At 42.6% G+C, this 22,508-nt stretch carries 22 protein-coding genes and 2 riboswitches; of the genes, 15 read left to right on the top strand and 7 right to left on the bottom strand.

What is annotated here, in order from left to right; translation table 11 throughout:
• The first annotated feature begins 12 nt into the window (after positions 1-12).
• From AC1MBV_RS15295 to AC1MBV_RS15280, 4 genes are all read left to right on the top strand, one after another.
• On the top strand, positions 13-624 hold the full coding sequence (locus tag AC1MBV_RS15295) for a YcnI family copper-binding membrane protein (RefSeq protein WP_480948681.1): 612 nt from the start codon (positions 13-15) through the stop codon (positions 622-624).
• Between the two features lie 271 nt (positions 625-895).
• Positions 896-1,372 carry a DUF2975 domain-containing protein gene (locus AC1MBV_RS15290; protein ID WP_480948680.1) on the top strand — a complete coding sequence of 159 codons (477 nt, stop codon included), beginning with the start codon at positions 896-898 and terminating at the stop codon, positions 1,370-1,372.
• 123 nt (positions 1,373-1,495) lie between these two features.
• Entirely contained in the window at positions 1,496-2,308 is an 813-nt protein-coding gene (locus AC1MBV_RS15285; RefSeq protein ID WP_480948679.1) for a DUF817 domain-containing protein, read from the top strand.
• Between the two features lie 17 nt (positions 2,309-2,325).
• Positions 2,326-3,081, top strand: coding sequence for an isoprenyl transferase (locus tag AC1MBV_RS15280; protein ID WP_480948678.1), 756 nt, complete (start codon positions 2,326-2,328; stop codon positions 3,079-3,081).
• Positions 3,082-3,211: 130 nt separating this feature from the next.
• Here the strand turns inward: AC1MBV_RS15280 and AC1MBV_RS15275 are convergent, their stop codons facing one another.
• The 3 genes from AC1MBV_RS15275 to AC1MBV_RS15265 are packed head-to-tail and all read right to left on the bottom strand — an operon-like array spanning position 3,212 to position 6,033.
• On the bottom strand, positions 3,212-3,976 hold the full coding sequence (locus AC1MBV_RS15275; RefSeq protein ID WP_480948677.1) for an ABC transporter ATP-binding protein: 765 nt from the start codon (positions 3,974-3,976) through the stop codon (positions 3,212-3,214).
• Positions 3,970-4,962 (bottom strand): ABC transporter permease, encoded by a 993-nt coding sequence (locus AC1MBV_RS15270; protein ID WP_480948676.1) that lies wholly within the window; start codon positions 4,960-4,962, stop codon positions 3,970-3,972. The genes AC1MBV_RS15275 and AC1MBV_RS15270 overlap by 7 nt, the downstream gene beginning before the upstream one ends.
• Before the next feature lie 27 nt (positions 4,963-4,989).
• Positions 4,990-6,033 carry an ABC transporter substrate-binding protein gene (locus AC1MBV_RS15265; protein WP_480948675.1) on the bottom strand — a complete coding sequence of 348 codons (1,044 nt, stop codon included), beginning with the start codon at positions 6,031-6,033 and terminating at the stop codon, positions 4,990-4,992.
• Between the two features lie 1,251 nt (positions 6,034-7,284).
• Positions 7,285-7,383: riboswitch (SAM riboswitch) on the top strand.
• Positions 7,384-7,514: 131 nt separating this feature from the next.
• On the opposite strand from AC1MBV_RS15265, the gene AC1MBV_RS15260 reads away from it, so the two are divergent.
• The 10 genes from AC1MBV_RS15260 (at position 7,515) to AC1MBV_RS15215 (ending at position 15,553) form a co-directional block, all read left to right on the top strand.
• Positions 7,515-7,733, top strand: coding sequence for a hypothetical protein (locus AC1MBV_RS15260; protein WP_480948674.1), 219 nt, complete (start codon positions 7,515-7,517; stop codon positions 7,731-7,733).
• Positions 7,699-8,841, top strand: a complete 1,143-nt coding sequence (locus AC1MBV_RS15255; protein ID WP_480948673.1) for a trans-sulfuration enzyme family protein — start codon at positions 7,699-7,701, stop codon at positions 8,839-8,841. The genes AC1MBV_RS15260 and AC1MBV_RS15255 overlap by 35 nt, the downstream gene beginning before the upstream one ends.
• Positions 8,842-8,858: 17 nt before the next feature.
• Positions 8,859-9,275 (top strand): GNAT family N-acetyltransferase, encoded by a 417-nt coding sequence (locus tag AC1MBV_RS15250; RefSeq protein WP_480948672.1) that lies wholly within the window; start codon positions 8,859-8,861, stop codon positions 9,273-9,275.
• 11 nt (positions 9,276-9,286) lie between these two features.
• Positions 9,287-10,363 (top strand): Ldh family oxidoreductase, encoded by a 1,077-nt coding sequence (locus tag AC1MBV_RS15245; RefSeq protein ID WP_480948671.1) that lies wholly within the window; start codon positions 9,287-9,289, stop codon positions 10,361-10,363.
• Positions 10,364-10,405: 42 nt separating this feature from the next.
• A complete protein-coding gene (locus AC1MBV_RS15240; RefSeq protein WP_480948670.1) occupies positions 10,406-11,716 on the top strand; it encodes an O-acetylhomoserine aminocarboxypropyltransferase/cysteine synthase family protein in 1,311 nt (436 codons plus the stop codon).
• Positions 11,717-11,732: 16 nt separating this feature from the next.
• Positions 11,733-12,860 (top strand): iron-containing alcohol dehydrogenase family protein, encoded by a 1,128-nt coding sequence (locus AC1MBV_RS15235; protein ID WP_480948669.1) that lies wholly within the window; start codon positions 11,733-11,735, stop codon positions 12,858-12,860.
• Positions 12,857-14,008, top strand: coding sequence for an amidohydrolase (locus tag AC1MBV_RS15230; RefSeq protein WP_480948668.1), 1,152 nt, complete (start codon positions 12,857-12,859; stop codon positions 14,006-14,008). The genes AC1MBV_RS15235 and AC1MBV_RS15230 overlap by 4 nt, the downstream gene beginning before the upstream one ends.
• A 105-nt stretch (positions 14,009-14,113) precedes the next feature.
• Positions 14,114-14,219, top strand: a riboswitch (SAM riboswitch).
• Positions 14,220-14,313: 94 nt separating this feature from the next.
• On the top strand, positions 14,314-14,499 hold the full coding sequence (locus AC1MBV_RS15225; RefSeq protein ID WP_255748938.1) for a Fur-regulated basic protein FbpA: 186 nt from the start codon (positions 14,314-14,316) through the stop codon (positions 14,497-14,499).
• Positions 14,441-14,698 (top strand): DUF4180 domain-containing protein, encoded by a 258-nt coding sequence (locus tag AC1MBV_RS15220; RefSeq protein WP_480948667.1) that lies wholly within the window; start codon positions 14,441-14,443, stop codon positions 14,696-14,698. The genes AC1MBV_RS15225 and AC1MBV_RS15220 overlap by 59 nt, the downstream gene beginning before the upstream one ends.
• 93 nt (positions 14,699-14,791) lie before the next feature.
• The gene (locus tag AC1MBV_RS15215; RefSeq protein WP_255748940.1) at positions 14,792-15,553 is read left to right on the top strand and encodes a hypothetical protein; all 762 of its coding nucleotides are present in this window, start codon (positions 14,792-14,794) and stop codon (positions 15,551-15,553) included.
• 136 nt (positions 15,554-15,689) lie between these two features.
• On the opposite strand, the gene AC1MBV_RS15210 is transcribed toward AC1MBV_RS15215, so the two are convergent.
• The 4 genes from AC1MBV_RS15210 to AC1MBV_RS15195 form a co-directional block, all read right to left on the bottom strand.
• A complete protein-coding gene (locus AC1MBV_RS15210) occupies positions 15,690-16,607 on the bottom strand; it encodes a lysylphosphatidylglycerol synthase domain-containing protein (RefSeq protein WP_255748941.1) in 918 nt (305 codons plus the stop codon).
• 31 nt (positions 16,608-16,638) lie between these two features.
• The gene (locus AC1MBV_RS15205) at positions 16,639-17,802 is read right to left on the bottom strand and encodes an MGDG synthase family glycosyltransferase (protein WP_255748942.1); all 1,164 of its coding nucleotides are present in this window, start codon (positions 17,800-17,802) and stop codon (positions 16,639-16,641) included.
• 14 nt (positions 17,803-17,816) lie between these two features.
• Positions 17,817-18,344: a glycosyl-4,4'-diaponeurosporenoate acyltransferase CrtO family protein gene (locus AC1MBV_RS15200; RefSeq protein WP_255748943.1), complete on the bottom strand. Its 528-nt coding sequence runs from the start codon at positions 18,342-18,344 to the stop codon at positions 17,817-17,819.
• A 284-nt stretch (positions 18,345-18,628) separates the two neighbouring features.
• Entirely contained in the window at positions 18,629-21,196 is a 2,568-nt protein-coding gene (locus tag AC1MBV_RS15195; RefSeq protein WP_480948666.1) for an EAL domain-containing protein, read from the bottom strand.
• Between the two features lie 280 nt (positions 21,197-21,476).
• On the opposite strand from AC1MBV_RS15195, the gene AC1MBV_RS15190 reads away from it, so the two are divergent.
• Entirely contained in the window at positions 21,477-22,412 is a 936-nt protein-coding gene (locus tag AC1MBV_RS15190) for an L-lactate dehydrogenase (RefSeq protein WP_255748945.1), read from the top strand.
• Positions 22,413-22,508 lie beyond the last annotated feature (96 nt).

Below are 22,508 nucleotides of genomic sequence, written 5' to 3'. Positions count from 1 at the left end.
GAGTAATAAAAAATGAAAAAAATCACCCAAATTATACTAGCAGCGTTGTTCTCTACCGTACTTCTCTTTGTTTTTCAAACAACTGCATCGGCGCACGTATCCGTTAAACCAGTTCAGTCGGTCGCAGGATCAAGTGAAACCTATACGGTAACCGTACCAACTGAAAAAGACATTCCGACTACAAAAGTGGCTGTGCGCATCCCGAATAATGTTGAATTTTTCAGCTATCAACCGGTGCCGGGCTGGACTACTGAAGTATCAAAGAATTCAAATGGACGCGTACAGACGGTCACTTGGACGACCAATGGTACGGGGATTGCACCCGGAGCGTTCCAGCAATTTCAATTCCGGGCACTGAATCCTAAAAAAGTCGGCAATTTAGCTTGGAATGCCTATCAAACCTATAAGGACGGCAGTATTGTTGAATGGACAGGCAGTGAAAGTACGGAAACGCCTCATGCGATCACAAAGATTATTCAGACCGCGGATGCAGCACAAGACGGCAGCGGTCAGACACTTCCGATCATTGCCATAGTACTTTCTGCAATTGCAATCGTTCTTTCCGTCTTTACACCCGTTACAATTCGAACGAAAAAAGACAAAATATCTTCTGATGCAAAGTAATTGACGAGTGCAGGTGCAGACCATAGAAAATGAATCTGCAACAAATAAAATCAGATTACATAGCCGCCTTCAACTGAAGGCGGTTTTTTTATTTTTCCTGACAATGACGATGAGCGCTTGGTGCAATTTTGACGGCCGGAAACCCAATGCAAAAATAGAACATGCGCAGATAAACAATAAAAAAATATCATAAAACAATAAGTATTTATTGAAAAACAATAAATATTGGTTTAAAATCAATTTGAAAATAATATAGTGAGGTGCTTTTATTATGAAACAACGTTCACTACTACTTTTAAAAATAGCTGTTTGTCTTTTTGGAACTCCAGTTCTTGCATTGTGTATCTTTGGACTGCCGTGGTTAGCAAATAATCCTGTGAATCCGGAGTACGCCCATATACTGTACCCCATAGTACTTGGTATCTATGGATCCGTGATACCGTTTTGCATTGCATTATATCAGGCTTTGAGAATTTTAAACTCTATTGACAATGGCCATGCTTTCTCCGAGTTATCTGTAAGAGCTTTAGAGATTATAAATAAATGTGCCATGATATTCTGTGGCATGTTTGTGTTCATGATACCGTTTATTTATTTCTTGGCAGATAAAGATGATGCCCCAGGACTTATTATAGTTGGAATGACTCCAATCTTTGCATCAATGGTTATTGCAGTTCTTGCTACTGTTCTTCAAAGACTAATGAAAGAAGTAATGGTTATAAAATCAGAAAATGATTTAACGGTCTGAGACAAACGTAGGGCTATGACATTAATTTTGGTGTAATTGATGACCCTGATGAAGGGAGCCTCAGCTGAGACATTTTTGATTAGAAAAAATTCAAAACACTTAAGGATAATAAGGTTAAAGCTTATGGACGCACTAAAGCAACTTATTCGTTTTGCATATGAACAGACGCTAGCGTGTATCTTTCCTATTGTTATCTTTACTTCTCTGGCTTTTACAAAAACCGTATCCTTCACTGTTTTGCCACGTTACGATTGTTTACTTATCATCTTCCTTCTGATGCAGTGGTGGATGGTGCGTTCCGGGATGGAAACAAAGGATGAATTAAAGGTCATCACATTGTTTCACCTTATCGGGCTAGCACTTGAAATCTTCAAGGTGCATATGGGCTCTTGGGCTTATCCGGAGAAAGGGTATTTTAAACTGCTCGGGGTGCCTTTGTATAGTGGGTTCATGTACGCAAGTGTAGCAAGCTATCTGTGTCAATCGTGGAGAAGACTAAAGGTAGAACTGGTTAAGTGGCCACCATTTCTGATCGTTGTAACGTTTGCTCTTGCCATTTACTTGAATTTCTTCACGCATCACTTTTGGATTGACGTTCGTTGGTGGCTAACCGGATTTGTCATAATCGTTTTTTGGCAATCGTGGGTCACATACGAAGTTAATGGAATTCGTTATCGTATGCCGCTCACACTTTCTTTTATGCTTGTCGGATTTTTTATATGGGTCGCTGAAAATATCGCAACGTTTTTTGGTGCTTGGAAATATCCCAATCAAACGGATTCCTGGAGACTCGTTCACATTGGAAAAGTGAGTTCTTGGATACTGTTAGTGATTGTAAGCTTTCTTATAGTGGCAACGCTAAAGCAGGTTAAGAAAAGAAAAGAGGCCGACGAGGTCAGGAGCACGCGAAGAGAAATGAATAACAATACCTTTTGAAAGGATGGATACCATTAATGAAAACTACTTTTATCGATAATAAGCAATCAGAAGACCGGATCAATTGTTTAGGGGATAATAAGCTCAACCATATCGCGATAATTATGGATGGAAATGGACGTTGGGCTCAGAAACGGGGTATGCCCAGAGTTGCCGGTCATAAAGAAGGATTGGCAACCGTTGTTAAGATCGTCAAGTCGGCAGTCAAATGCAAGGTGAAGTATTTGACACTTTATACATTTTCAACGGAAAACTGGAAACGGCCGAAATCGGAGGTCGATTTTATAATGAAACTTCCTATGGAGTTTCTTAATCGTTATCTACCGGAACTTATGGCTAATAATGTACGGATTGAAACAATTGGCGATGTGGCATATCTTCCCGTCTATACGCGAAAAGCGCTGCAGTACGCGACTAAGCGTACGCGCAACAATGATGGTCTCCAGTTGAACTTCGCGCTGAACTATGGGAGCAGGCACGAGATTTTGCGAGCGATGAAAGACATGTACTCGGATATAAATCATGCGAAATTGTCACTCGATGATGTGGATGAACAACGGTTTTCACAGTATCTGAATACGGCCGGTATGCCGGAGCCGGATCTCATGATACGTACCGGTGGGGAAAAACGCTTGAGCAACTTCCTGCTCTGGCAGCTCGCCTACACGGAATTCTGGTTTACCGATGTGCTGTGGCCGGATTTCTCAGAGGAGGAATTTATGCGAGCGCTTGATGCATACCAGCAGCGAAAGAGAAGGTTTGGCGGAATTTAGGCTGTGCGATTTGTGCAACGAGCACAAGAATCCTGATTAATCTACTCATATGAACAATAAAAAATCATTCCCTCGATAACATGAGAGAATGATTTTTCTAATTATCTTTTTTGGGCAGGACCAAGTGATATCAAGCAGTAAAGTTCAGAATGTCCAAAATTTCTTCTTTTTTCTCGATGAATGCTTTACTGTCTCTGCGTCGCGGACGCGGTAGATTCACATCAACGATCTTTTTCAAAATAGCAGGTCGAGGCGTCATCGTGAATACACGATCAGCTAAGTATACGGCTTCTTCAACATCATGCGTGACCATGACCATCGTGATATCTGTATGTTCCCGAATCTTTAAAAGCTCATCGTGCATCTTCATCCGTGTAAAAGCATCGAGTGCGCCAAAAGGTTCGTCAAACAATAAGACTTTCGGATAATTGATCAGCGTTCGTGCTAAAGCAACACGTTGCTGCATACCGCCGGAGAGTTCATAGGGATAATTCTTTTCAAATCCCTTTAAACCGACCAAATCAATGAATTGCTGGATCAAATCGCGCTTTTCACGGTATTCGCCCGCTAGTTTTGGTCCTAAGCCGACATTTTGTTCGATCGTCAGCCATGGATATAGGGTAGGGTCTTGGAAAACTAATCCACGCTCTCGGCTGGGACGTTCAACAAGATCGCCATCAACCAAGATCTTACCTTGACTAGGATGTTCCAGCCCTGCCAATAGCCTTAACAGCGTTGATTTGCCGCAACCGGAAGGCCCGATTAGTGCGATAAACTCACCCGGCTGAACCTCTGCATTAACATGATGCAACGCTTCAACCGGTGAACCGGTCTCTGTACGCGGCGGGAAGACTTTACGAAGATTGTTGAATGTGATTTGTCCTGTAGCTACCATTTAATAATCCCCTTTTGCCATCTAAGAACATAGTCGCGTATTTTAAAGAGAATCGCAATCATCAGTGAGAAGCTGACTGCAATAACAACCAAACCGGCATAAACATTGGCATAAGACATGATTTCACGCTGCCAGTTAATATACCAGCCGATGCCGTAGCGAACCCCGATCATCTCGGCGGACATTAGGGTTAGGAATGCTCCGCATGTTCCGTTGAAGATGCCTACGAATATGTTTGGCAGAGCACCAGGTACGGCAACATGAAAAATCTTTTGAAAATCCGTCGCACCAAGCGTATCGGCAACCTCGAAAAACGTTTTTTTGACGTTTACAATACCGGATTGCGTTAATACAGTGATCGGGAACCATGAAGCTAAAGCAATCAAGAAGACGGCTGCTTGAAAGCTGGTCGCAAAAGCCGACAGAGCAATCGGTATAAACACAGTGGATGGTATCGGCCCTATTGATTTTACGAGTGGTTCCAGCCAATAATTCCACGATGAGTACCAGCCAATTAATATACCGGTAGCAAGTCCGGTGATGATGCCAATACCTAATCCGTACGCAAGCAATAAAGCTGAATGAAGCAGGCATTTTAGTAAGAACCCGGCATCGACAATCAGAACATTGATAATCGTTTCAGGAGCGGGAAAGAAAATGGGTTTAATCAACGCGAATTTCAGCGTGACTAAATTATATAAACCGAGTGCGAGAAATGCCGCACCAATAAAGTAGCTTTTAAAAACGAACTTCTCAAGCCCGCCGAAAAAAGTATAATAGGTTGCGAGCACTGCCGTGATGACAAACGCTATGATTAATAGCCCGGTATACCATGGCAGCGATTTGGTTATCAAAACATCACTCTTAGGAATGGCCAGCTGAGCAATAAGACTGATTGCGATTGCGATACTTGCAAAGTAAGCCCGACCAATTTGGCGATCTTTTATCCGGGTAATTTTTTTGATATAAACCGAGTCCTTCTCCAAAAAAATCCCCTCTTTTCTTTGATTTTGTTATTTTACCCCTTTAAATTTTAAGAAGGAGTGGTCAGTAAGCGCCTGAGTATCAACATCTTTAGAGATGACACCGATATCCTGCAGACTGTCGGCCGTTTGTTTGAACGCTTTTTTCGCATCTGTAAAGGATGGTTCCCATTTGTACGTTTCCAATGCTGACAAGTTCGTTTTTTCATCGCCGGCAATATATTTCTTATCTGTTTGAATATGAACGGATTCATCTTGATGATTGGCAATCCATTCTGCAGCCTCTTGCAATGCAAGGGTGAATTTGCGTGCGATTTCCGGATGTTCTTTAGCTAATTTATTAGAAACATAGGCGACGCAGCAATATTCTTTATTAAATGGTGCTGTGGTTGCGGAACTAGCTAGTGATGTAAAGCCATAGTTCTTAATAGCGATTTGTGTATCCGGATCGCCTACAGCAATCGCGTCTACTTGCCCTTTACTAAGGACGATTGGCAAGCTGGCCGAATCATATTGAATAAATTGTACGTCTGAGTTTTTGGTCGATACATTTAATCCGTTGTAAGAAAGGACGCGTTTTGCAAACGTTGCCGGACTGCCGGCTACCGTACCCACACCAATTTTCTTGCCTTTAAGATCTTTGATCGACTTAATTTTAGAATTCTTACCTACTAAGATCTGGAGACAACCTGTATGCAAACCGGTTGTAATCTTTAGCTCTGCACCGTTCGTCAGTGGTTGCACAACGCTGGCAAGGAGCGAATTCGTCGCGTCAACTTTTCCGGCTGTTAGGGCTTCAGTACCTGACAAGTCTCCGATTTTGACATTCTTATATTTGACGCCGTATTTCTTGAAAATCCCTTTCTCAATCGCAATTTGCTGTGGTGCTTCGCATAAGCCTGATGAGTCTGCGAGTTTTAATACATAATTGTCATCTTTTGCAGTAGCTGAACTTTTGTTCTTGTTCACTGTAATTTGGTTAATGGAAACCACAGTTGCAAGTACCACAATAATAACCACAGCAACTGAAAGAATCCATTTGACTAAGCGGCTTGCTTTTCTTTTTTTCGCCATGTTGATTGCTTCCCCCTCTAAGTAGAGCAAATTCAATTTACTTAAATCAAACCCTCAAATGTTTAGGTAAAGATTAGTTTTTATTAATTTAACTAAACAGCCCTATTTACTTGGTATTAAACTTAAAAAAAAACAACTCGTAAATGCACACCAATCAAGTTCAGTGTCTGCAAAATTCGTATTCTTGTGCAAAACCTCTTTTCTTTGATTAAGGGATTAACCAGATACGCAGTATTGCGGCCGCAATAAATCGCATGAAGAAGGTGCTGACAAGACCTATTGATCTGCTGCGATTCTCACTGCGAAACCGTTCATTGCCGATCATTAACGTCTTAATGATTAGCAGCTGATGAACGGCTTACTTTGTTGATGGTAAATTTAAACCATTCGATTATCCTTGTCAACCCCCAAAAAAATTTTGTTTGATTCCTATCCTGGTGAAGATTTAAAGTACAAAAACGGGATTATTTTATTGAGAAATGTCCCTACACCTATAATCGCAAGGCTCCGTTCAGCTTCTCTGACAAGCAAAGAACGTTTTTGATTTTGCCCCGCCGGTAAGTGCCCAATCTGAAAAATAGACGGAAAAATTCCGCTTATTTAGAAAATGATCGAAAAAATAGCTGAAATAGACGGAGAAATTCCCCTTATCCGAATCGATAAACGTGAAAATGAAGGGTTTTGCTTTGAATAAGCGGAAAAATTACCCTTATTTACCGGCGAAACATGTTCAGGGTGCATATAAGCGGAAAATCTCCGCTTATTTTACTCGTTACTTAATTAAGGACCAGAATGCGTTATGAAATTGAAATGTTTGTTCAAGCAAGGGGTTGATGATTAAAAACCACATTTGGAGCAAAGGAACTTTTGCTAACTGTAAAGGAGCTTTCGAAAAAGGAACTTTCGCTAAATACGCATACGTCCTGTATGCAACGCGAAAGCCATCACATCGTGTGAAAGTACGTCCTTTATGCAACGCGAAAGTCACTGCATCCTGTGGTAGTAAGAACCGGGAATTTTTTGCCCGTTTTTTCTTAAGCAGAAGATGAGAAGCAGATCTATGCGATTGGTCAAGAAGTCATACGTGTGAACATCTGCCGGTTTGATTTCTTGCATCAAACATTCAGAAAAGCATTGACATAATAAATTTAAAATATTATATTACCTAGTAAACACATGCGAATTGTTTCAGCGGTGACGCGTGCATCAGTTTTATCACCTAAACGTTCTTTTCAAAATTAAATAGTAAACTTCTTATCAAGAGTGGCGGAGGGACTGGCCCAATGAAACCCGACAACCAGCACACAGTGTATGGTGTTAATTCCAGCAGTTTAAACTGAGAGATAAGAGAACCGACGCATCATGTTTTCTTATCTATTCTCATAAGAAAGCATTTTTTTATTGCCTTTTTTAGCTTAGTTGCCGCAAATGACGCGCTGGGCAAAAGTCTCGGACTAAAGCTTATAGGAGGTTGATCATTGATGAGTATAGCGAAAATCAATTTTGTTCAATTAATTCAATCGCTTATGTGGGAGCCGATTTATCTGCCCTGGGAGTGCGAAGCATTCAGCAATGCAGCCGTACCTGTGGCGCATACTAAGAACGCATTTAAAAACATTCAGTTTTCAAAGACAAAGGCAATGAACTGCGAGGAGGATGAATACAGTGAAACTAGATTCATTGATTGTAAAAGGGATTGATGCGAAAGACAATCCTAATCATGCAGTGGTACCGCCGATTTTTCTAGCAACAACTTATGTTCAAGAGGATCTGCATGGTTTTCAGTCCTTTGCCTATGCACGAGGCGGGAATCCGACACGAAATAATCTCGAAACCTTGTTTTCTAAAATTGAACAGGCGAGTTATTCCTATGCGTTTGCATCAGGAATGGCGGCGGTGTCCGCCGTTTTCAGCCTGTTTCAGTCCGGTGATAAAATTCTGCTGAACAACAATGTGTACGGTGGAACCTATCGCTATGCCAGCAATCTTTTTAAGGATCGAGGCATCGCTTATGAATTGGTGCACGATTTTAATGAACTGAGGGCAGAGGATTTAGATGATGATGTGGCGGCACTCTATATTGAGACGCCGTCGAATCCGCTGCTGCGTGTTGCCGATATTCAGCGGCTAGCAACGATCGCGCATGAGAAAGGCAAGTTGCTGATTGTTGATAATACATTTTTAACTGCCTATTATCAAAATCCACTCGCTCTTGGCGCAGATCTCGTTCTTTATTCCGCAACGAAATATCTGAGCGGTCACGCTGATGTCATTGCCGGTCTTGTGGCAACGAATCAAGAGGATATTGCGCAAAAGCTTAAATTTCTGCAGAATACACTCGGTGGAATCCTGAGTCCGACCGATTCCTATGCACTGATTCGAGGAATCAAGACATTGAGTGTGCGTTTGGATCGCCAAGAGGCGAATACGGATAAGATTATCGATTTTTTCAGCACTCATCCCGGCATTGAACGCCTGTACTATCCCGGATCGTACTCGCAGGAGGAAAAAGAAATTCAGCAGCGTCAGGCATCGGGTCATGGGTCCGTTCTTTCCATTCGGCTTGCATCGAATTATGATCAGGATCAATTTGTGGCGGCACTCTCATTGTTTGATCTGGCCGTCAGTCTTGGCGGGGTTGAAAGCCTGATTTGTCAGCCGGCAACAATGACGCATGAATCCTTTGATGAAAAACTTCAGGAGAAAATCGGCATCACAAAAGGTCTGCTTCGCTTAGCAATCGGCATTGAAAATGCAGATGATCTGCTGGAGGATCTGGCGCGCGCACTGAAAAAAGCAAAAAGATAACTTGGAGTTGAAAAGATATGGAGATTCGCAAGATGGTTCCTGAGGATTATGAAGGCGCTTATGATCTATGGACACGGGTGCCCGGCATGAATCTAGCATCCTTAGATAACAGCTACGCCGGAATTGCCCGGATCATTCGCAAGAATCCGGAAACCTGTTTCGTCGCTGCCGATAACGATCGGGTCATCGGAACGATACTCGGCGGAACCGATGGACGCAAGGGATTCATCTACCATACGGCAGTTGATCCGGACCAGCAGGGAAAAGGAATCGGTACACGTTTAATTGACCGAGTCTGTACGAGTTTTAAAAAAGAACAGATTACGAAGATTGGTTTGTTCGTGGTGCTTGATAATGAGGAAGGCAAGCAGTTTTGGAGCAAAAAGGGTTGGAATTTTAGGCAAGACATCGTGTATCTCGATCGGGATTTGTGAGGTAAGCGAAGATGGGAAATCGATACGATTATCAGAGCATCGAGCAATGGGTGAAAAGTATATACAAGGCGTACGGTTTTTCAGAAGAGAGCAGTTCAATCATTGCCGAATCCATTGTGACCACTGATCTGTTCGGTATTGAATCACATGGTGTGCAGCGTTTGGCGATGTACGACCGAAAGATCGCTGCCGGTGACATTAAAGTCGGCGCAATTCCTGAGGTTATTTGGGAAACGCCGGTGAGCGCGGTAATGGACGGACACAAGAGTATGGGGCAGCTCGTGGCGGGAACAGCGATGAGTCTTGCGATTGAAAAAGCAGAACAGAGCGGCATTGGTATTGACTCGGTTCGCAATTCGAATCATTATGGAATGGCCGGCTATTACGCTAAAATGGCGAGCGATAAAGGAATGCTGGGAATTTCCGCAACGAATTCCAATCCTTTTTTGATACCGACTCATGCGATGCAGCCGTTTCTTGGCAGTAATCCGCTTGCTTTTTCAATGCCTGCCGAGCCCCATGATTTTCTTTTTGATGCAGCTACAACAGTCGTATCGCTTGGGAAAATCGAAATGTATGCCAAACAGGGAAAGACGATTCCTGGAGCGTGGGCAGTTGATGAACGCAATGAAATCAGCAAAGATGCGAAAAAGTTGAGGGGAAATTTGTCGAAGCATCCAAAAATAGGGGGAATGCTTCCTGTAGGAGGACGCGGAGAAGAAAATGGCGGATACAAAGGATTTGGCCATTCTTTAATTGTAGAAATTTTAACGTCGATTCTGTCGCAAGGACATCTTTCTGCTGATCTGGGCAGTGGCAAGACAAAGGGAATCAGTCACTTTTTTACTGCGATCGATCTTCGTTTGTTTGGTGATCCAAGCGATATTTCAGAAGCATTATCTGCTATGCTTGAACGCATTCGGAACCTTCCAACTGAACCTGGGAAGAAGATTTACATACATGGCGACAAAGAAGCTGCTGCGTTTGAAGACCGCCTGAAAAATGGGATTCCCATCGATCCTGAAACACTGAAAGAAATGGCTGAAGTCTCAGAACGATTGCATATTCCCTATCAGTCATATCTCTAATTTGTACATGGGAATTTTTTGAATGAGAAATGGGGACTAGAGATGACGGAGAAATCGGAGAAACGATTTGATACTTTGAAAATACATGCGGGGTACGATCCGAAACAACATAATTATGCATCACAAGTACCGATCTATCAGACGGTTGCCTTTGGCTTTGGCGATCCGGAGCGTGCAGAACGGCTGGTCAACCTTAAAGAAAAAGGCTTCAGCTATACGCGAATCGGCAATCCGACGACTGCTGTTCTTGAACAAAGAATCGCTGATCTGGACGGTGCCGCAGAAGCGGTGGCGGTCGGATCAGGTATGGCGGCCGTTTCCTATACATTGTTAAATCTAGCCGAAGGCGGTGGTCGAATTATCGCCGCAGCAAATATTTATGGATCAAGCTTTGATGAATTTCGAACCCTGTTTCCTAAATTCGGGATTGTTTTTGACTTCATCGATGATATTAATGACCTAGAATGTGTTGAAGCAGTGATCAAAGATGATACGAAAGCAATTTTTGCAGAAAGCGTCACGAATCCGGATACAACGGTGACGAACGTAGAGGCACTGGCAAAACTGGCTCATCGACATGGTATTCCACTGGTTATTGACAATACGTTTCCGACCCCGTATCTCTTTAACCCAATCCGATATGGTGCGGACATCGTCGTCTATTCATCGACAAAAGGAATCAGCGGACACGGAGAAGTTGTTTCAGGATTAATTGTTGACGCTGGAACCTTTGATTATGGGAACGGCAAGTTTAAACAATTTGAGGAAAAAGAATTTGTTCTGGGAAATGAAGACGAGCATGTGGAGCGGAGCTTTATTGAGGCGTTTGGTTCGAACGCATTTGCAGCACGGATCAGGGTTAAGTACCTTCGCTTGCTCGGTGCTGTATTGAGCCCTTTTGAAGCTTATTTAGTTCTCTTAGGTATTGAAACATTGTCCGAACGGCTAGCTAAGCAAGTGAACAGTGCGAAGAAGATTGCCCGGTACCTTGCAGACAATCCCCATGTTAAAGCAGTACACTATTCTGGATTGGCAGAGCATCCGCAGCACGAATTGGTGAACCGATACTTTCCACATGGAGTTGGGGCAATTTTTGCGTTTGAGATTGAAGGAACCGAAGCACAGGCAAAAAAGGTTCTGAGTTCTGTAAACATTTTCAGCTATTTGCCAAATGTGGGAGATGCGCGTTCATTGATTGTTAATCCCGGCCGAACCACGCATCGCGAAATTCCTTCATTAAATCGTGAAAAAACCGGGCTGAGCAACACGCTAATCCGCCTCTCGATCGGTTTGGAAGATGCGGATGACCTGATTGACGATCTGGAACAGGCGATTTATAAAGCATATGAATAAGAATGGGGTGGGGAAAATGGATTTAGGAAAAATCGTCAGAGGCGGTCCAAGTCAGTATCTGTGTACAGAGGATGCCATCAGCCAACTGGATGAACTTGTTTCTCCTTTTTCGTCTGTTCATATTGTTACGGGTGAACAATCATTTTCAGCTTTTCAAAAGGTCTATAAAAAGGAAGTCAAGTGGCCGGTTCATCGCTATGACGGAACATCCAGTCATGAAGATATGGACCGTTTGACGAGTGAGATCGGGCAGGCAGATTTAATTATCGGGATCGGCGGCGGACGTGTATTAGATACGGCTAAGGGTGTCAATCATCGGCTCCGTTCTCAATACATCTGTATCCCAACGGTTCTTGGTACATGCTCCGCGTATACGCCGCTTGCCATCATTTATAATCAGCAGCACGAGCATATCGGCCGCGATCATTTTCAAGAATCCGCTTATGCGGTGCTGGTCGATTTGTCTCTACTGATTGACTCTCCGAAAGACTACTACATTGCCGGTATAGGGGATACGTTAGCGAAATGGTATGAGGCGGAAGCGATACCGAAAGATGAGAGCCAGCAGATCGATCCCTTTGTATCACTGGGACTCACTGCGGCCCTGCAAACGAAAAAACTGCTGCTCCGGTATTCGGAGGAAGCAGTGGTAAGCCTGGAACACCATCAGCTCAGCCCTGCTTTCCGTATTGTATCAGATGTGATTGTCGGTCTTTCCGGAACAGTTGGCAGCTTTGCTCGAGATTATGGCCGTGCTTCCGGTGCCCATGCAGTCCATAATGCAATGAGCAAGATTCCGGAGACGAGCCGTTATCAACATGGGGTAAAGGTTGCGTACGGTTTACTTGTACTACTCGCGACCTTGGGGCAGGATGCTGAAGTTCGGAAATTGCTGCCTTTTTACAAACGAGTGGGTCTGAGTTATTCGCTGAGTCAGTTCAAACTTCAGGATATAGATAAAGCTAAAGAAATTCTTGCCAGAGAATGTCAAACGGAGCTTGGCTTCCGTTTTGTCTTCAAAAATTTTGATCAGGCGTTTATCCTGAATGCTTTGAACCGGGTGGAAACGTTGGTGAACGAAAGCGGAAGTGAAGGCCAGGCAACCGGTGAATTCGACTACAAGGCAGATGAATCGAAAGTATGAGCAGATTTGCAAATGATGGTAAGACCTTTCAATCCATATTCGAAGAGCTGCACCAGAACCCGGAGCTGTCGTTGCATGAATATGAGACAACAAAAAGAATTAAAAACTGGCTGCAGGGTCAATCAGTTACGTTGCGAGAGACCAGCCTGCCGACCGGCGTCTTTGCCGAAATTTCAGGTGATCTGAACGGTCCTGCTGTTGGGCTTCGCGCGGATATTGATGCCTTGCCGATTCATGAACAAACTGACTTACCCTATCAATCACAAAATGAAGGTGTGATGCACGCCTGCGGTCATGATTTTCATACGACCGCTTTGCTCTGGGCCGCTGCTTTACTGAAACAAAATCAGTTGGATCTTCCCGGCACCGTTCGTTTGATTTTTCAACCTGCAGAAGAAACCGGACACGGTGGACTCAAGGTGGTCAAAGACGGTCAGCTCAAAGGACTGGATGCGGTCGTTGGTATTCACAACAAACCAGATTTGCCGGTGGGAACCATTGGAATCAAGGCAGGACCTTTAATGGCGGCTTGCGACAAATTTAAAATTACGTTTAATGGAATCGGCGGTCATGCGGCGATTCCCGAGCGGACCCGAGATCCGATTGTAGCGGCTTCATCGTTCGTTCAAACAGCGCAAACGATCGTCAGCCGAAACATTTCGCCAAAGCATGAAGCGGTCGTGAGCATTACCAGTATTCACGGCGGTGACGTGTGGAATGTGCTGCCTGGAAAGGTCGAACTGCTCGGAACAGTACGCACTTTTTACGATCAGGATCGTGATTTGATCATTGATCGCTTTGCCGCAATCGCCGACGGACTTCAACAGGCGTTCAACGTACAGATTGCTGTGGAATGGGGCCAAGGGACGCCATCCGTATTTAATGAAGAAAAAATAGCTCGAATTATTCGAGAAGCAAATGAAAATGAAGTGCGGGTGGTGACACCTGAAGTTTCGGTGGCCGGGGATGATTTTTCCTGCTTCCAACGCGAGGTACCCGGTGTATTCGCATTTGTAGGATCGAACGGACCCGAAGATTGGCATCATCCTGCGTTTCGGGTTGACCCTAAAGGGATCCGCGTTGCCGCAGAATTCTATTATCGCTCTGCGGTTGCCGTTTTGAAAGCATTAAAGCATGCAAACGTATGATAGAGTCATCGTATTTATGATCAGAATTCATTAGCGGATCTTTTAAATAGTGAGTACAGGAATAAATAATCGACCATACTATACCTAATATAAATTATTGAAAAATGCTTATCCAGAGAGGCGGAGGGAATGGCCCTGCGAAACCTCAGCAACCGGCTGATTGCGGTACGGTGCTAATTCCTAAAGCAGAATCATTGCTTGGAGATAAGTTGAGAGCAGCATAAAGAAAAGCCTGATTTCTCTTCTTATCACTGTGGGAAGAGAACAATTGGGCTTTTTATCTTTTTATAGGGAGATGCGGCACGATGAGCAGTGCACTGAGAAAGATGGTGGAAGACAGACGCGAACAATTAATTGAACAGCTGATTGCACATAGAGTTTATAAGAAAGACGGAAGGCATCTATTTGAATTATCTTTGTCAGAACTGGAACATGAATACAAGCAGGTACAGGCAAGCAGTTCATCGATGCATAATCGAGATTTGGCGTAAGCGCCGCTTTTTAGTGACAGAGCTTGGTGTTGCGGAGGCGATCGTACAGAAATTTGCACTGTATCATACGAAAGCAGCAGCTGTACTTGATAATAGCCAGATCAAAGGCAAGTTCAAGGAGTTTATTTCCGAGAGCAACAGCGGCAATATATTCAGAGTCTATAAGAATGTTAATAAAAGAACATTGGGTTTTGAATAATTATCATTGAGAATGGGGAATTGTTGAAATATACTGGAATCGGACATATACCACTGATAAGGACAAAGAGGAACGAGGGGGCACAATCAAAAAATGAATGGTGAACTGCTTCAGGTATGCAGAATTGTTGCAAGTGCAAAAAAAGCGCTAAAAGAGAACAAGAAAATCATATTTGAATCGTTCAAATATGAGGATTCCATTACTTTTCAGCTTATTGAAAAGAAGTCATGGTTTGGGAAAAAGCCTTTTAAAGCTAGTAATGTAGCAGAATGGTTTGATGAATGTTGTAAACGCGGGTTAGAAGATATAAAATGCTTAACGCCGATGCAGGTAGAAGACAGAAATCTGCTTGGATTTTCAAACTCAAGACAAAACATTTTTGTCTGCTTTTATAAAAGTGGTCATGTAACTTACAATACAGTGCATTGGGACTTCCAGAAAGAAAGGCACGCCTGGACAATCACCTATACAGAACACCGCTGGGATAATCCACCTCAAGAGAAGCCGGAATTTTACGATAATACAGCAGACTTGGTAAACGTTTTAAATGAAATTGAGAAATTCGCGCACTTCATTGAATGTGACCATTTTGCAAATTTATTTCATGAGGCTGCCCTTGCTGCAGAAGGGGAATCTACGAAAGAAATGAAACTGCTCATTGATATGCCGAAGAAGAATTTGAATCTTTTTAAAGCAGCAAGTACCGCTGATGTTTTTGGTGCTATGGGCTCATGGAATGATTCTCCGCCATACATGGCTCATGAAAAAAATGTAGACGAACAATATGAACATTTATCTGCGGAATTATTTAGACAGTTATGTTTAGCGACTCTCTATGCGGTGAATGAATGGTAATATTCTTCATGATCATCTGACACCTTTTTTAATCCTCTTATGAATTCCATTTATTTGTGCTTTGTAACTTTACCAATCGAATCGCTTAATTAAACTGAGTTAGCAAATGATAAGTGTGCATCGCCCAAACAGCTTTTTACAGTTTCTGATGTAGCATATTTCTGAGTGCTTTTCCATATTTCCCGTGCAGGGCCAGAATATATAGAACAACACCCAATGGAAGCAGTGCGGCATATTGTATGAAATGAAGCAGTAAGCCTGCCGAAAGCGCCGCGCTCTGCTGAATGCCTAGTCCGGCAAGACCGATAATGACTCCGTATTCGAAAAGACCCACGGAACCGGGTGAGGCAGGTATAAACCCAATAAGGTTTGTTGTGGCAAAAACGGCCAGCGACATACGCAAAGATGCGCCCCAGCCGAAGCCGAACGCAATTAGTCCCATCCAAATGGAAAGGAGGAGAAGTATATACGAGAAAAGCACCCAAAGCATCATGTTCAGCATTCCGATTGTTAGATAGCCATGAACATAGTTTCGAAATCGCGGAACAAAAGAAACAACAGTCAGCAGCAACGCGATGAGGGTAATACATGAAAAGAAAGAAATCCATAAGATTGTAACAATCATGGGCTCTTTAAATCCGGAAAAGGGTACGGCGAAAAGGGAGATGACGATAATTGCTATCGAGTCGGCGATCGCCGGTATCATCACCAATTCCGTCCGACGAAATGCGCTGTAGTTGTCCGGGAAAAAAGCAAAACGTAATCCGTCACCAATATGAAGGGGCAGAATCATATTTGCCGCATGACCGATACCAACGATTTGCAGAGCTCTCAGACGGTTAATATTCGGATCAATGCCCAATGTGTATCCAAGACTCCGAACATAGTTTGAATAGATATTAATGGCAACTGAACAAAAAACTAAGAACCAATTTATTTTCGCATTGAATACAGTGCTTAGATCCAGACTGCCGAATGTTTTGAATGAATAATAGACGACTAAAACAGTTATGATTATTCCTATTAGTAATTTGAATTTTGTTTTTGTTGCCATTCAACTGCTCCTGCTGCACGTTTTTTGAATTTTAGTCGGTCAAAGAATGTTCAAGTGATTGACTGATTTTCAGAGCGTTGGGTTCCTTTGCTGTTTGTATGAGCAATTCAGTGATCTTGCGCGCCGATTCAGGCTTTTTGAACTCATACTGGTTCTGAGCGATCTGCAGGAGCTGTTCCCCGTCATTTTCCAACAATGCTGAAATCATAGTCGGCAATTGGCGCAAGTCTTTGCAATAGAGTCCCAATCTGTGTTTAAGGACAAAATGAGGATTCTTTGCCTCCTGTCCACGCAATGCACCGGTGACGATGACGGGTTTGCACAGGTTGACCGCCTCCATTAATACATTAGGGCTAGCCCGCATGATCAGAAGATCAGCCTCCATCATGCGCGCCTTTACTTCTTTAATAAATCCATAAATGGTCACTCGTTTTCCAATGTAGGGGGACAAAGTGCTTTCCATTAATTTGATTAATGCCGTGTTATGTCCTGCAATAATCGTTAGATGGATTTTCTCATCACTTAGCAAGATTTTGGCGATTTTCAGAACCTGAGTCGAGCCTTGACTCCCGCTCATTAGGAGAATAGAAATAAAATTTTTGCGCATGTGACGGAGATCAGGCTTTTTAGGCAGTTTCAAGTCACAGAAGTCGCTGCGTGTCGGGAAGCCGGTATGAAACAATTGATCCTGAGACATACCAGCCTTTAGCATTCTTTGTTCCGCTTCGTCAGAAGGACATATAATATATTTTGCCCGCTTGTCTGCCCAAAGGCTCGTGACATTGTCTAAATCCGCAATCAACGAGATAACAGGAATAGACAAATGTGCCCGATCTAAGACATTGATTACCGAACCGATGAAAAGATTATGAACGGATACGATGACATCGGGATGAAAGGCGTCGATTTTTTCTAACAATGACTTTCTGATGTTATGTGCGACAAACCAATTGACAAGCTGCTTAAATGGACTGCTCAATCGGTAAATGAGACCCCAAAGAGCAGGAAATTTCACTGCAAATGAGTCATAACCTCGGCTGGATGAACGAAGAATACGGCTTCCCAGGTCGAATCCATCAATAACTGTAAACTGAATATCCGGTGACAAAAGCCGGAGCTGCTTGCTCAGCGCTTCCGTGATACTTTTATGTCCGCATCCCGTATGCTCAGATGAAATAAACAGAATTCTACTCACAGAAAAATTCCCCTTCATATATCTTTATGGAGTACTTCCAAATCATTTATCCTATTTCCGTTTAAGTTCGTTTTTTTATTGGCAAGAATACTTAAAATTCTCGGTCGATTGTAACGTTGTATCATGATATAGGGAAGATTGCACACGACAGCAATGAAGATCATAAGCATCGAAACACCTGTATGATTCCATTGCGTAAAGAGCAAAGAACTGATCATAATGCACCAATGAACGAGCTCGGCACGGCAGGTCTCCAAAGCAAATCTGTACAAATAATCCGGGCTGGATCGCTTCATTTGTTTTTTTGAAAAAAGGAAGGACAGAAAATCACTGAGCTCCGGTAAGAGACTCTTCCACCTTTTCACATTAAACCAGTCCTGATAGAAATGGCCGCCTTTTTCCCAGCGCCTTTCCCTAAACAGCCAGCTATCCAATTGGAAGATGGTTATGGGAAGCTTGATCGAAATAATCGTATTGATCAACGAAATAATCATGAAGATGATAAAATTATTAACCAATGCAAGTACTTTCACAATACTCATCATCTCTCTTTTTAAAATCAAAGGTACCTTTTTGTAAAAAAATCCATGCAAAAATTGCTGTCCGGTAAAAAACAGCTTATAAGACTATTTGTGTTAATCATCGAAGGATATTCACTTAAACTATAGATTAAAAGTCAGGTGGAATCAATATGGCATGTCTTCAGGTATGTGTCAAACTTAAAACAGAGCTGATTGAAAACCAGCGGAAGCGGTATAACATAAAGATCCTGTTTCCCATCTTTATTAAAGAAGAAACAGGATCATATTTTATACAAGTAATCCGCCTAGGAGTGACTTTCTATTTGTTTTGCAAAAAATTCGTATTTACCCGTTGTCACAAAATCACAATCTGGTGGCATTGGATTTTCTCTAAGAAGCAGTGCAAGTTTATTTAATAACTGAGAAAAAATGATGCGCTTCTTCTCTTCAATCAAAAGTTTGAACCCATACTGGAATACCTCGGATTTCAGTTCATTCACCCAAACGACGGAACCCAAAAGTGTAATTTTTTCTCCAAGAATGGTTGTTTCAATCTTTAAGACCAGGGATGAATCAATTCCAAAACGTAGGTCAGAAAGAAAGCGCAGTCCACCAGAACCAATATTTTCAATAAGGATGCGCGTGTTGCCCAGTTTAACATGCTGCCCATGAAATTGCACAAGGGTTATCATTGCGACTAGAGGATAATCAAGATCCACTCTGAAATGCTCTCTTCGGTTTTCATAGACTCCACGATTTCGTGAGACAGGTACAGCAGGAGCTCCCTCTTTTTCCTTTCGCAACAGCTTAGCGAACGTAGCGGCTGGAACCGGTTTGGAGAAAAAGTAGCCTTGTATGATATTGCAGTGATAATTTTGTAACAGCTGCAATTGTTCCTGAGTTTCTACCCCTTCAGCAACCACATTCATGTTTAAATAATGGGCCAATTCAATGATTGATTGGGTGATATATTTTGAGCTTTCATCGGTGGTGTCATCTAACGCATCAATAAAAGACTTATCAATTTTCAACGTATCAATTCGTCCTTTGAAACGCTTAAGGTAGGATAGTGATGAATAACCTGTTCCAAAATCATCCAAGTTAATCTTAATTCCTTTGCGTCTAAGACTGTCGATAATTGTAAAAATTGTTTTTTCATTCTCCAGAAGAGATGTTTCAACGATTTCGACCTCTAAGTATTTCGGATCCAAATGTGCCTGTTCCAACACATCCAAAAGATCCACAGTCAGATCATGATCCAAAAAACGGTTTGCAGAAAGATTGATTGAGATCGGAATCGCGGGCAGACCGTCATCTTGCCATGCTTTGTTTTGGAAACAAGCAGTGTGTTCGATCCATTGGTCGATTTTACGCATGATGCCGACTTCTTCGGCTAAAGGAATAAACTCTGCTGGTGAGACCAGTCCCCACTTCGGATGATTCCATCGAATCAGTGCTTCAGCGCCTATAATACGTTTGGTGCCGATGTCTACCTTAGGCTGATAGTATAATTCGAACTGATTTAATTCAAGCCAATTCTGTAAATCCGCCTCTAAAGTAAAACGCTTATAGCCGACGATATCCATTGTGGAGGTGTAGCGTTGATATTTGCTGTTCTTCTTCCCTTTTGCTTTATGAAGAGCTGAATCGGCATGCTTGATTAACGTCGCCGAATGATCACCGTTGTCCGGATAGATGCTGATGCCGATGCTGAGTGAAATCTGCAATCGGTAATTGCTAATAATAAATGGGTGATCGAATGCATTGATGATTGCTTCTGCTTGGCTGATTACGGTGTGATCAAAGACATTTGGGCAAAGAACCAGAAACTCGTCGGCACCAATTCGAGCAGCTAATTGATGAGGCCCAAGGACCTTAGTCAATTTTGTTGCGAACTGCTTCAACAGTTCATCGCCAACCAGATGACTTAGCGTATCGTTAATGTATTTAAAGCGATCTAAGTCCAAATACATGACGGCCAATTTCTGCCCTAAAGTGTTGCTGATAACCATTTCCTGTTCCAATTTTTCTCGAAAGAATCTGCTGTTCGGGAGACCGGTAAGTTCGTCGTGATTCGCAAGAAATTTTGTTAGCGACTGTGCTTTTTTATACTTGGTTACATCTTGGACCGAGCCAACAATCGTTAATTGGTTTTGGTAGATAATTTTTTTCATATGACATTCATAATAATGTGTGCCGTCCTCTTTAATGACTCGTAAGGGCACGTCTTTGCCGGCTCCACCAACGGTTAATTCATCCATTATTAATTGAGTTGTTGATTGATCATCAGGATGCAGAGTGTTTAGGAGACAGGTGCCATTCGTAAAATTCGGACCAACAGATGCATAAAAGTTAGGGTTTCCATAGATCAGCTTATCGCATTGAAGAATAAAAATGCCAAAGGATGCCTCATCTGCAAGACTCTTGAATATCAGTTCAGATTCGATTAAGGATTTTTGTAATCGATTTTTGTTTGTTAGATCCTGGAGAAGCCCAAATGCGCCAATAATTTGTCCCGCTGAACGTGCCGGCATTAGGGCTAATTGACACTCGATTTGTGTACCGTTTTTGTGTGTCAGTGTCGTGTTGATGTACTGTTTTTTGCCGCTCATCACTTTTTTAAACGTTTCTTTGTAGGATGGTACTTCCTTTTCCGTCAGGAACTTTTCAAATTTATTTAAAATGATTTCATCATTAATATAGCCAAAACATTCAGAAAAACGTTTATTTGGTAATACAATCACCCCGTTAACATCCATATAAAAAGTTACGTCCGGGTTTCCTTCAAATAATGATCGAAAAAACAGATCCGGATATTCGATTACATGGTCTGTTGAAGGATCTGTATTTTTTTTAGATTTATGATCAAGCATGGTTTATGCCTCCCTAATTCGAACTGGGGGAAATACAATCGATTCATGTGCGCAAAGACATCTTTGTGATATAAATAATAGTACATTCGTATGACTTTGACTATATGATTTTAAGTTGTGTTTGCATCATTAGCAAATCTTAATTTTGTTATTATGATTTGAAAAAAATTCCTTTAAAAATCACAAACTATTTAAAATATGGTTGATTCAGTAAAAACGTATTGTGCTAAGATAGACTTGGGATGTACATAATCAATAAAAGAGAAGGGTGGAGACAGATATGAGAAAGTACGCAATTATTGGTCTCGGTCACGTTGGCGCAGCCGTTGCGTTCACTTTGGTTTCAAAGGGAATTGCGGATGAACTGATATTAATTGATACGAATGAGGGCCTGGCACGCGCCGAACAACTCGACTTACAGGATATGCAAGGACGAATCGACACGCGAACGATCATTAAAATTAATGACTACAGTGAGCTTGCCGATACGGACATCTTGTTCATTACTGCCGGCAATATTCTCGCCTATAAAGAAAAACAGGCGGAAGGCAACCGCTGGGCTGAATTCAAATACACGAAGTATATTGTGCAGGACATAGCGCCGAAGGTCAAAGCATCCGGTTTTCACGGTGTAGCCATTGATACGATGAACCCATGTGATGCGATTACGCAATATTTCCAGGAAAATACCGGACTTAGCCGGCAGCAAGTCTTTGCGACGGGCACGTTCCTTGACACGGCCCGGATGCAAAAAGTAGTTTCAGATCAATTTGATTGTGATCCGAAAAACGTTTCCGGATATGTTTACGGCGAACATGGGGAATCCCAATTCAGTGCATGGTCAACGGTTCGTGTGAACGGATTGGACATCACTGAGCTTGCCAAAGAGCGGAACCTGAACCTGGATGATCTGGAAGAGGCAGCTCGTCGCGGCGGCTGGGAAGTCTATTCCGGCAAAGGCTATACGAGCTGGGCGATCTCAACTTGTGCTGTTAAGCTCAGTCAAGCAGTGCTTTCGGATGCCAAGGCCGCATACATTTGCTCTTGCTATAATGAAAAGTACGGCACCTATGTGGGTCAGCCGGCGATCATCGGTAAGAACGGAGTGGAAGAAGTCATCACCCTGCCGTTAACCGCTGAAGAGGAAGCAAAATTCAAACACTCTGCGGATACGATTAAGGAGAAATTTCAGGCTTTTGATAAACAGCCTAATTGATTAGTAATGCAAAACTAAAACTTTTCATATACTCGGTGGTTAAGATCCGATACACTCGGAATTCGGCCACCGTTTTTCTATGAAATTCAAAAAAAG

The sequence above is a fragment of the Sporolactobacillus sp. PKPK-6 genome (assembly GCF_056678885.1).
This window is presented reverse-complemented; position numbering and strand designations above follow the sequence as displayed.

Excerpts from the sequence above, each read along its gene's own strand:
- AC1MBV_RS15250 (WP_480948672.1), top strand. The coding sequence starts at position 8,859 with ATGGAGATTCGCAAGATGGTTCCTGAGGATTATGAAGGCGCTTATGAT.
- AC1MBV_RS15295 (WP_480948681.1), top strand. The coding sequence starts at position 13 with ATGAAAAAAATCACCCAAATTATACTAGCAGCGTTGTTCTCTACCGTA.
- AC1MBV_RS15240 (WP_480948670.1), top strand. The coding sequence starts at position 10,406 with ATGACGGAGAAATCGGAGAAACGATTTGATACTTTGAAAATACATGCG.
- AC1MBV_RS15260 (WP_480948674.1), top strand. The coding sequence starts at position 7,515 with ATGAGTATAGCGAAAATCAATTTTGTTCAATTAATTCAATCGCTTATG.
- AC1MBV_RS15285 (WP_480948679.1), top strand. The coding sequence starts at position 1,496 with ATGGACGCACTAAAGCAACTTATTCGTTTTGCATATGAACAGACGCTA.
- AC1MBV_RS15235 (WP_480948669.1), top strand. The coding sequence starts at position 11,733 with ATGGATTTAGGAAAAATCGTCAGAGGCGGTCCAAGTCAGTATCTGTGT.
- AC1MBV_RS15220 (WP_480948667.1), top strand. The coding sequence starts at position 14,441 with ATGAATACAAGCAGGTACAGGCAAGCAGTTCATCGATGCATAATCGAG.
- AC1MBV_RS15290 (WP_480948680.1), top strand. The coding sequence starts at position 896 with ATGAAACAACGTTCACTACTACTTTTAAAAATAGCTGTTTGTCTTTTT.
- AC1MBV_RS15280 (WP_480948678.1), top strand. The coding sequence starts at position 2,326 with ATGAAAACTACTTTTATCGATAATAAGCAATCAGAAGACCGGATCAAT.
- AC1MBV_RS15195 (WP_480948666.1), bottom strand. The coding sequence starts at position 21,196 with ATGCTTGATCATAAATCTAAAAAAAATACAGATCCTTCAACAGACCAT.
- AC1MBV_RS15215 (WP_255748940.1), top strand. The coding sequence starts at position 14,792 with ATGAATGGTGAACTGCTTCAGGTATGCAGAATTGTTGCAAGTGCAAAA.
- AC1MBV_RS15200 (WP_255748943.1), bottom strand. The coding sequence starts at position 18,344 with ATGAGTATTGTGAAAGTACTTGCATTGGTTAATAATTTTATCATCTTC.
- AC1MBV_RS15230 (WP_480948668.1), top strand. The coding sequence starts at position 12,857 with ATGAGCAGATTTGCAAATGATGGTAAGACCTTTCAATCCATATTCGAA.
- AC1MBV_RS15245 (WP_480948671.1), top strand. The coding sequence starts at position 9,287 with ATGGGAAATCGATACGATTATCAGAGCATCGAGCAATGGGTGAAAAGT.
- AC1MBV_RS15190 (WP_255748945.1), top strand. The coding sequence starts at position 21,477 with ATGAGAAAGTACGCAATTATTGGTCTCGGTCACGTTGGCGCAGCCGTT.
- AC1MBV_RS15265 (WP_480948675.1), bottom strand. The coding sequence starts at position 6,033 with ATGGCGAAAAAAAGAAAAGCAAGCCGCTTAGTCAAATGGATTCTTTCA.
- AC1MBV_RS15275 (WP_480948677.1), bottom strand. The coding sequence starts at position 3,976 with ATGGTAGCTACAGGACAAATCACATTCAACAATCTTCGTAAAGTCTTC.
- AC1MBV_RS15225 (WP_255748938.1), top strand. The coding sequence starts at position 14,314 with ATGAGCAGTGCACTGAGAAAGATGGTGGAAGACAGACGCGAACAATTA.
- AC1MBV_RS15210 (WP_255748941.1), bottom strand. The coding sequence starts at position 16,607 with ATGGCAACAAAAACAAAATTCAAATTACTAATAGGAATAATCATAACT.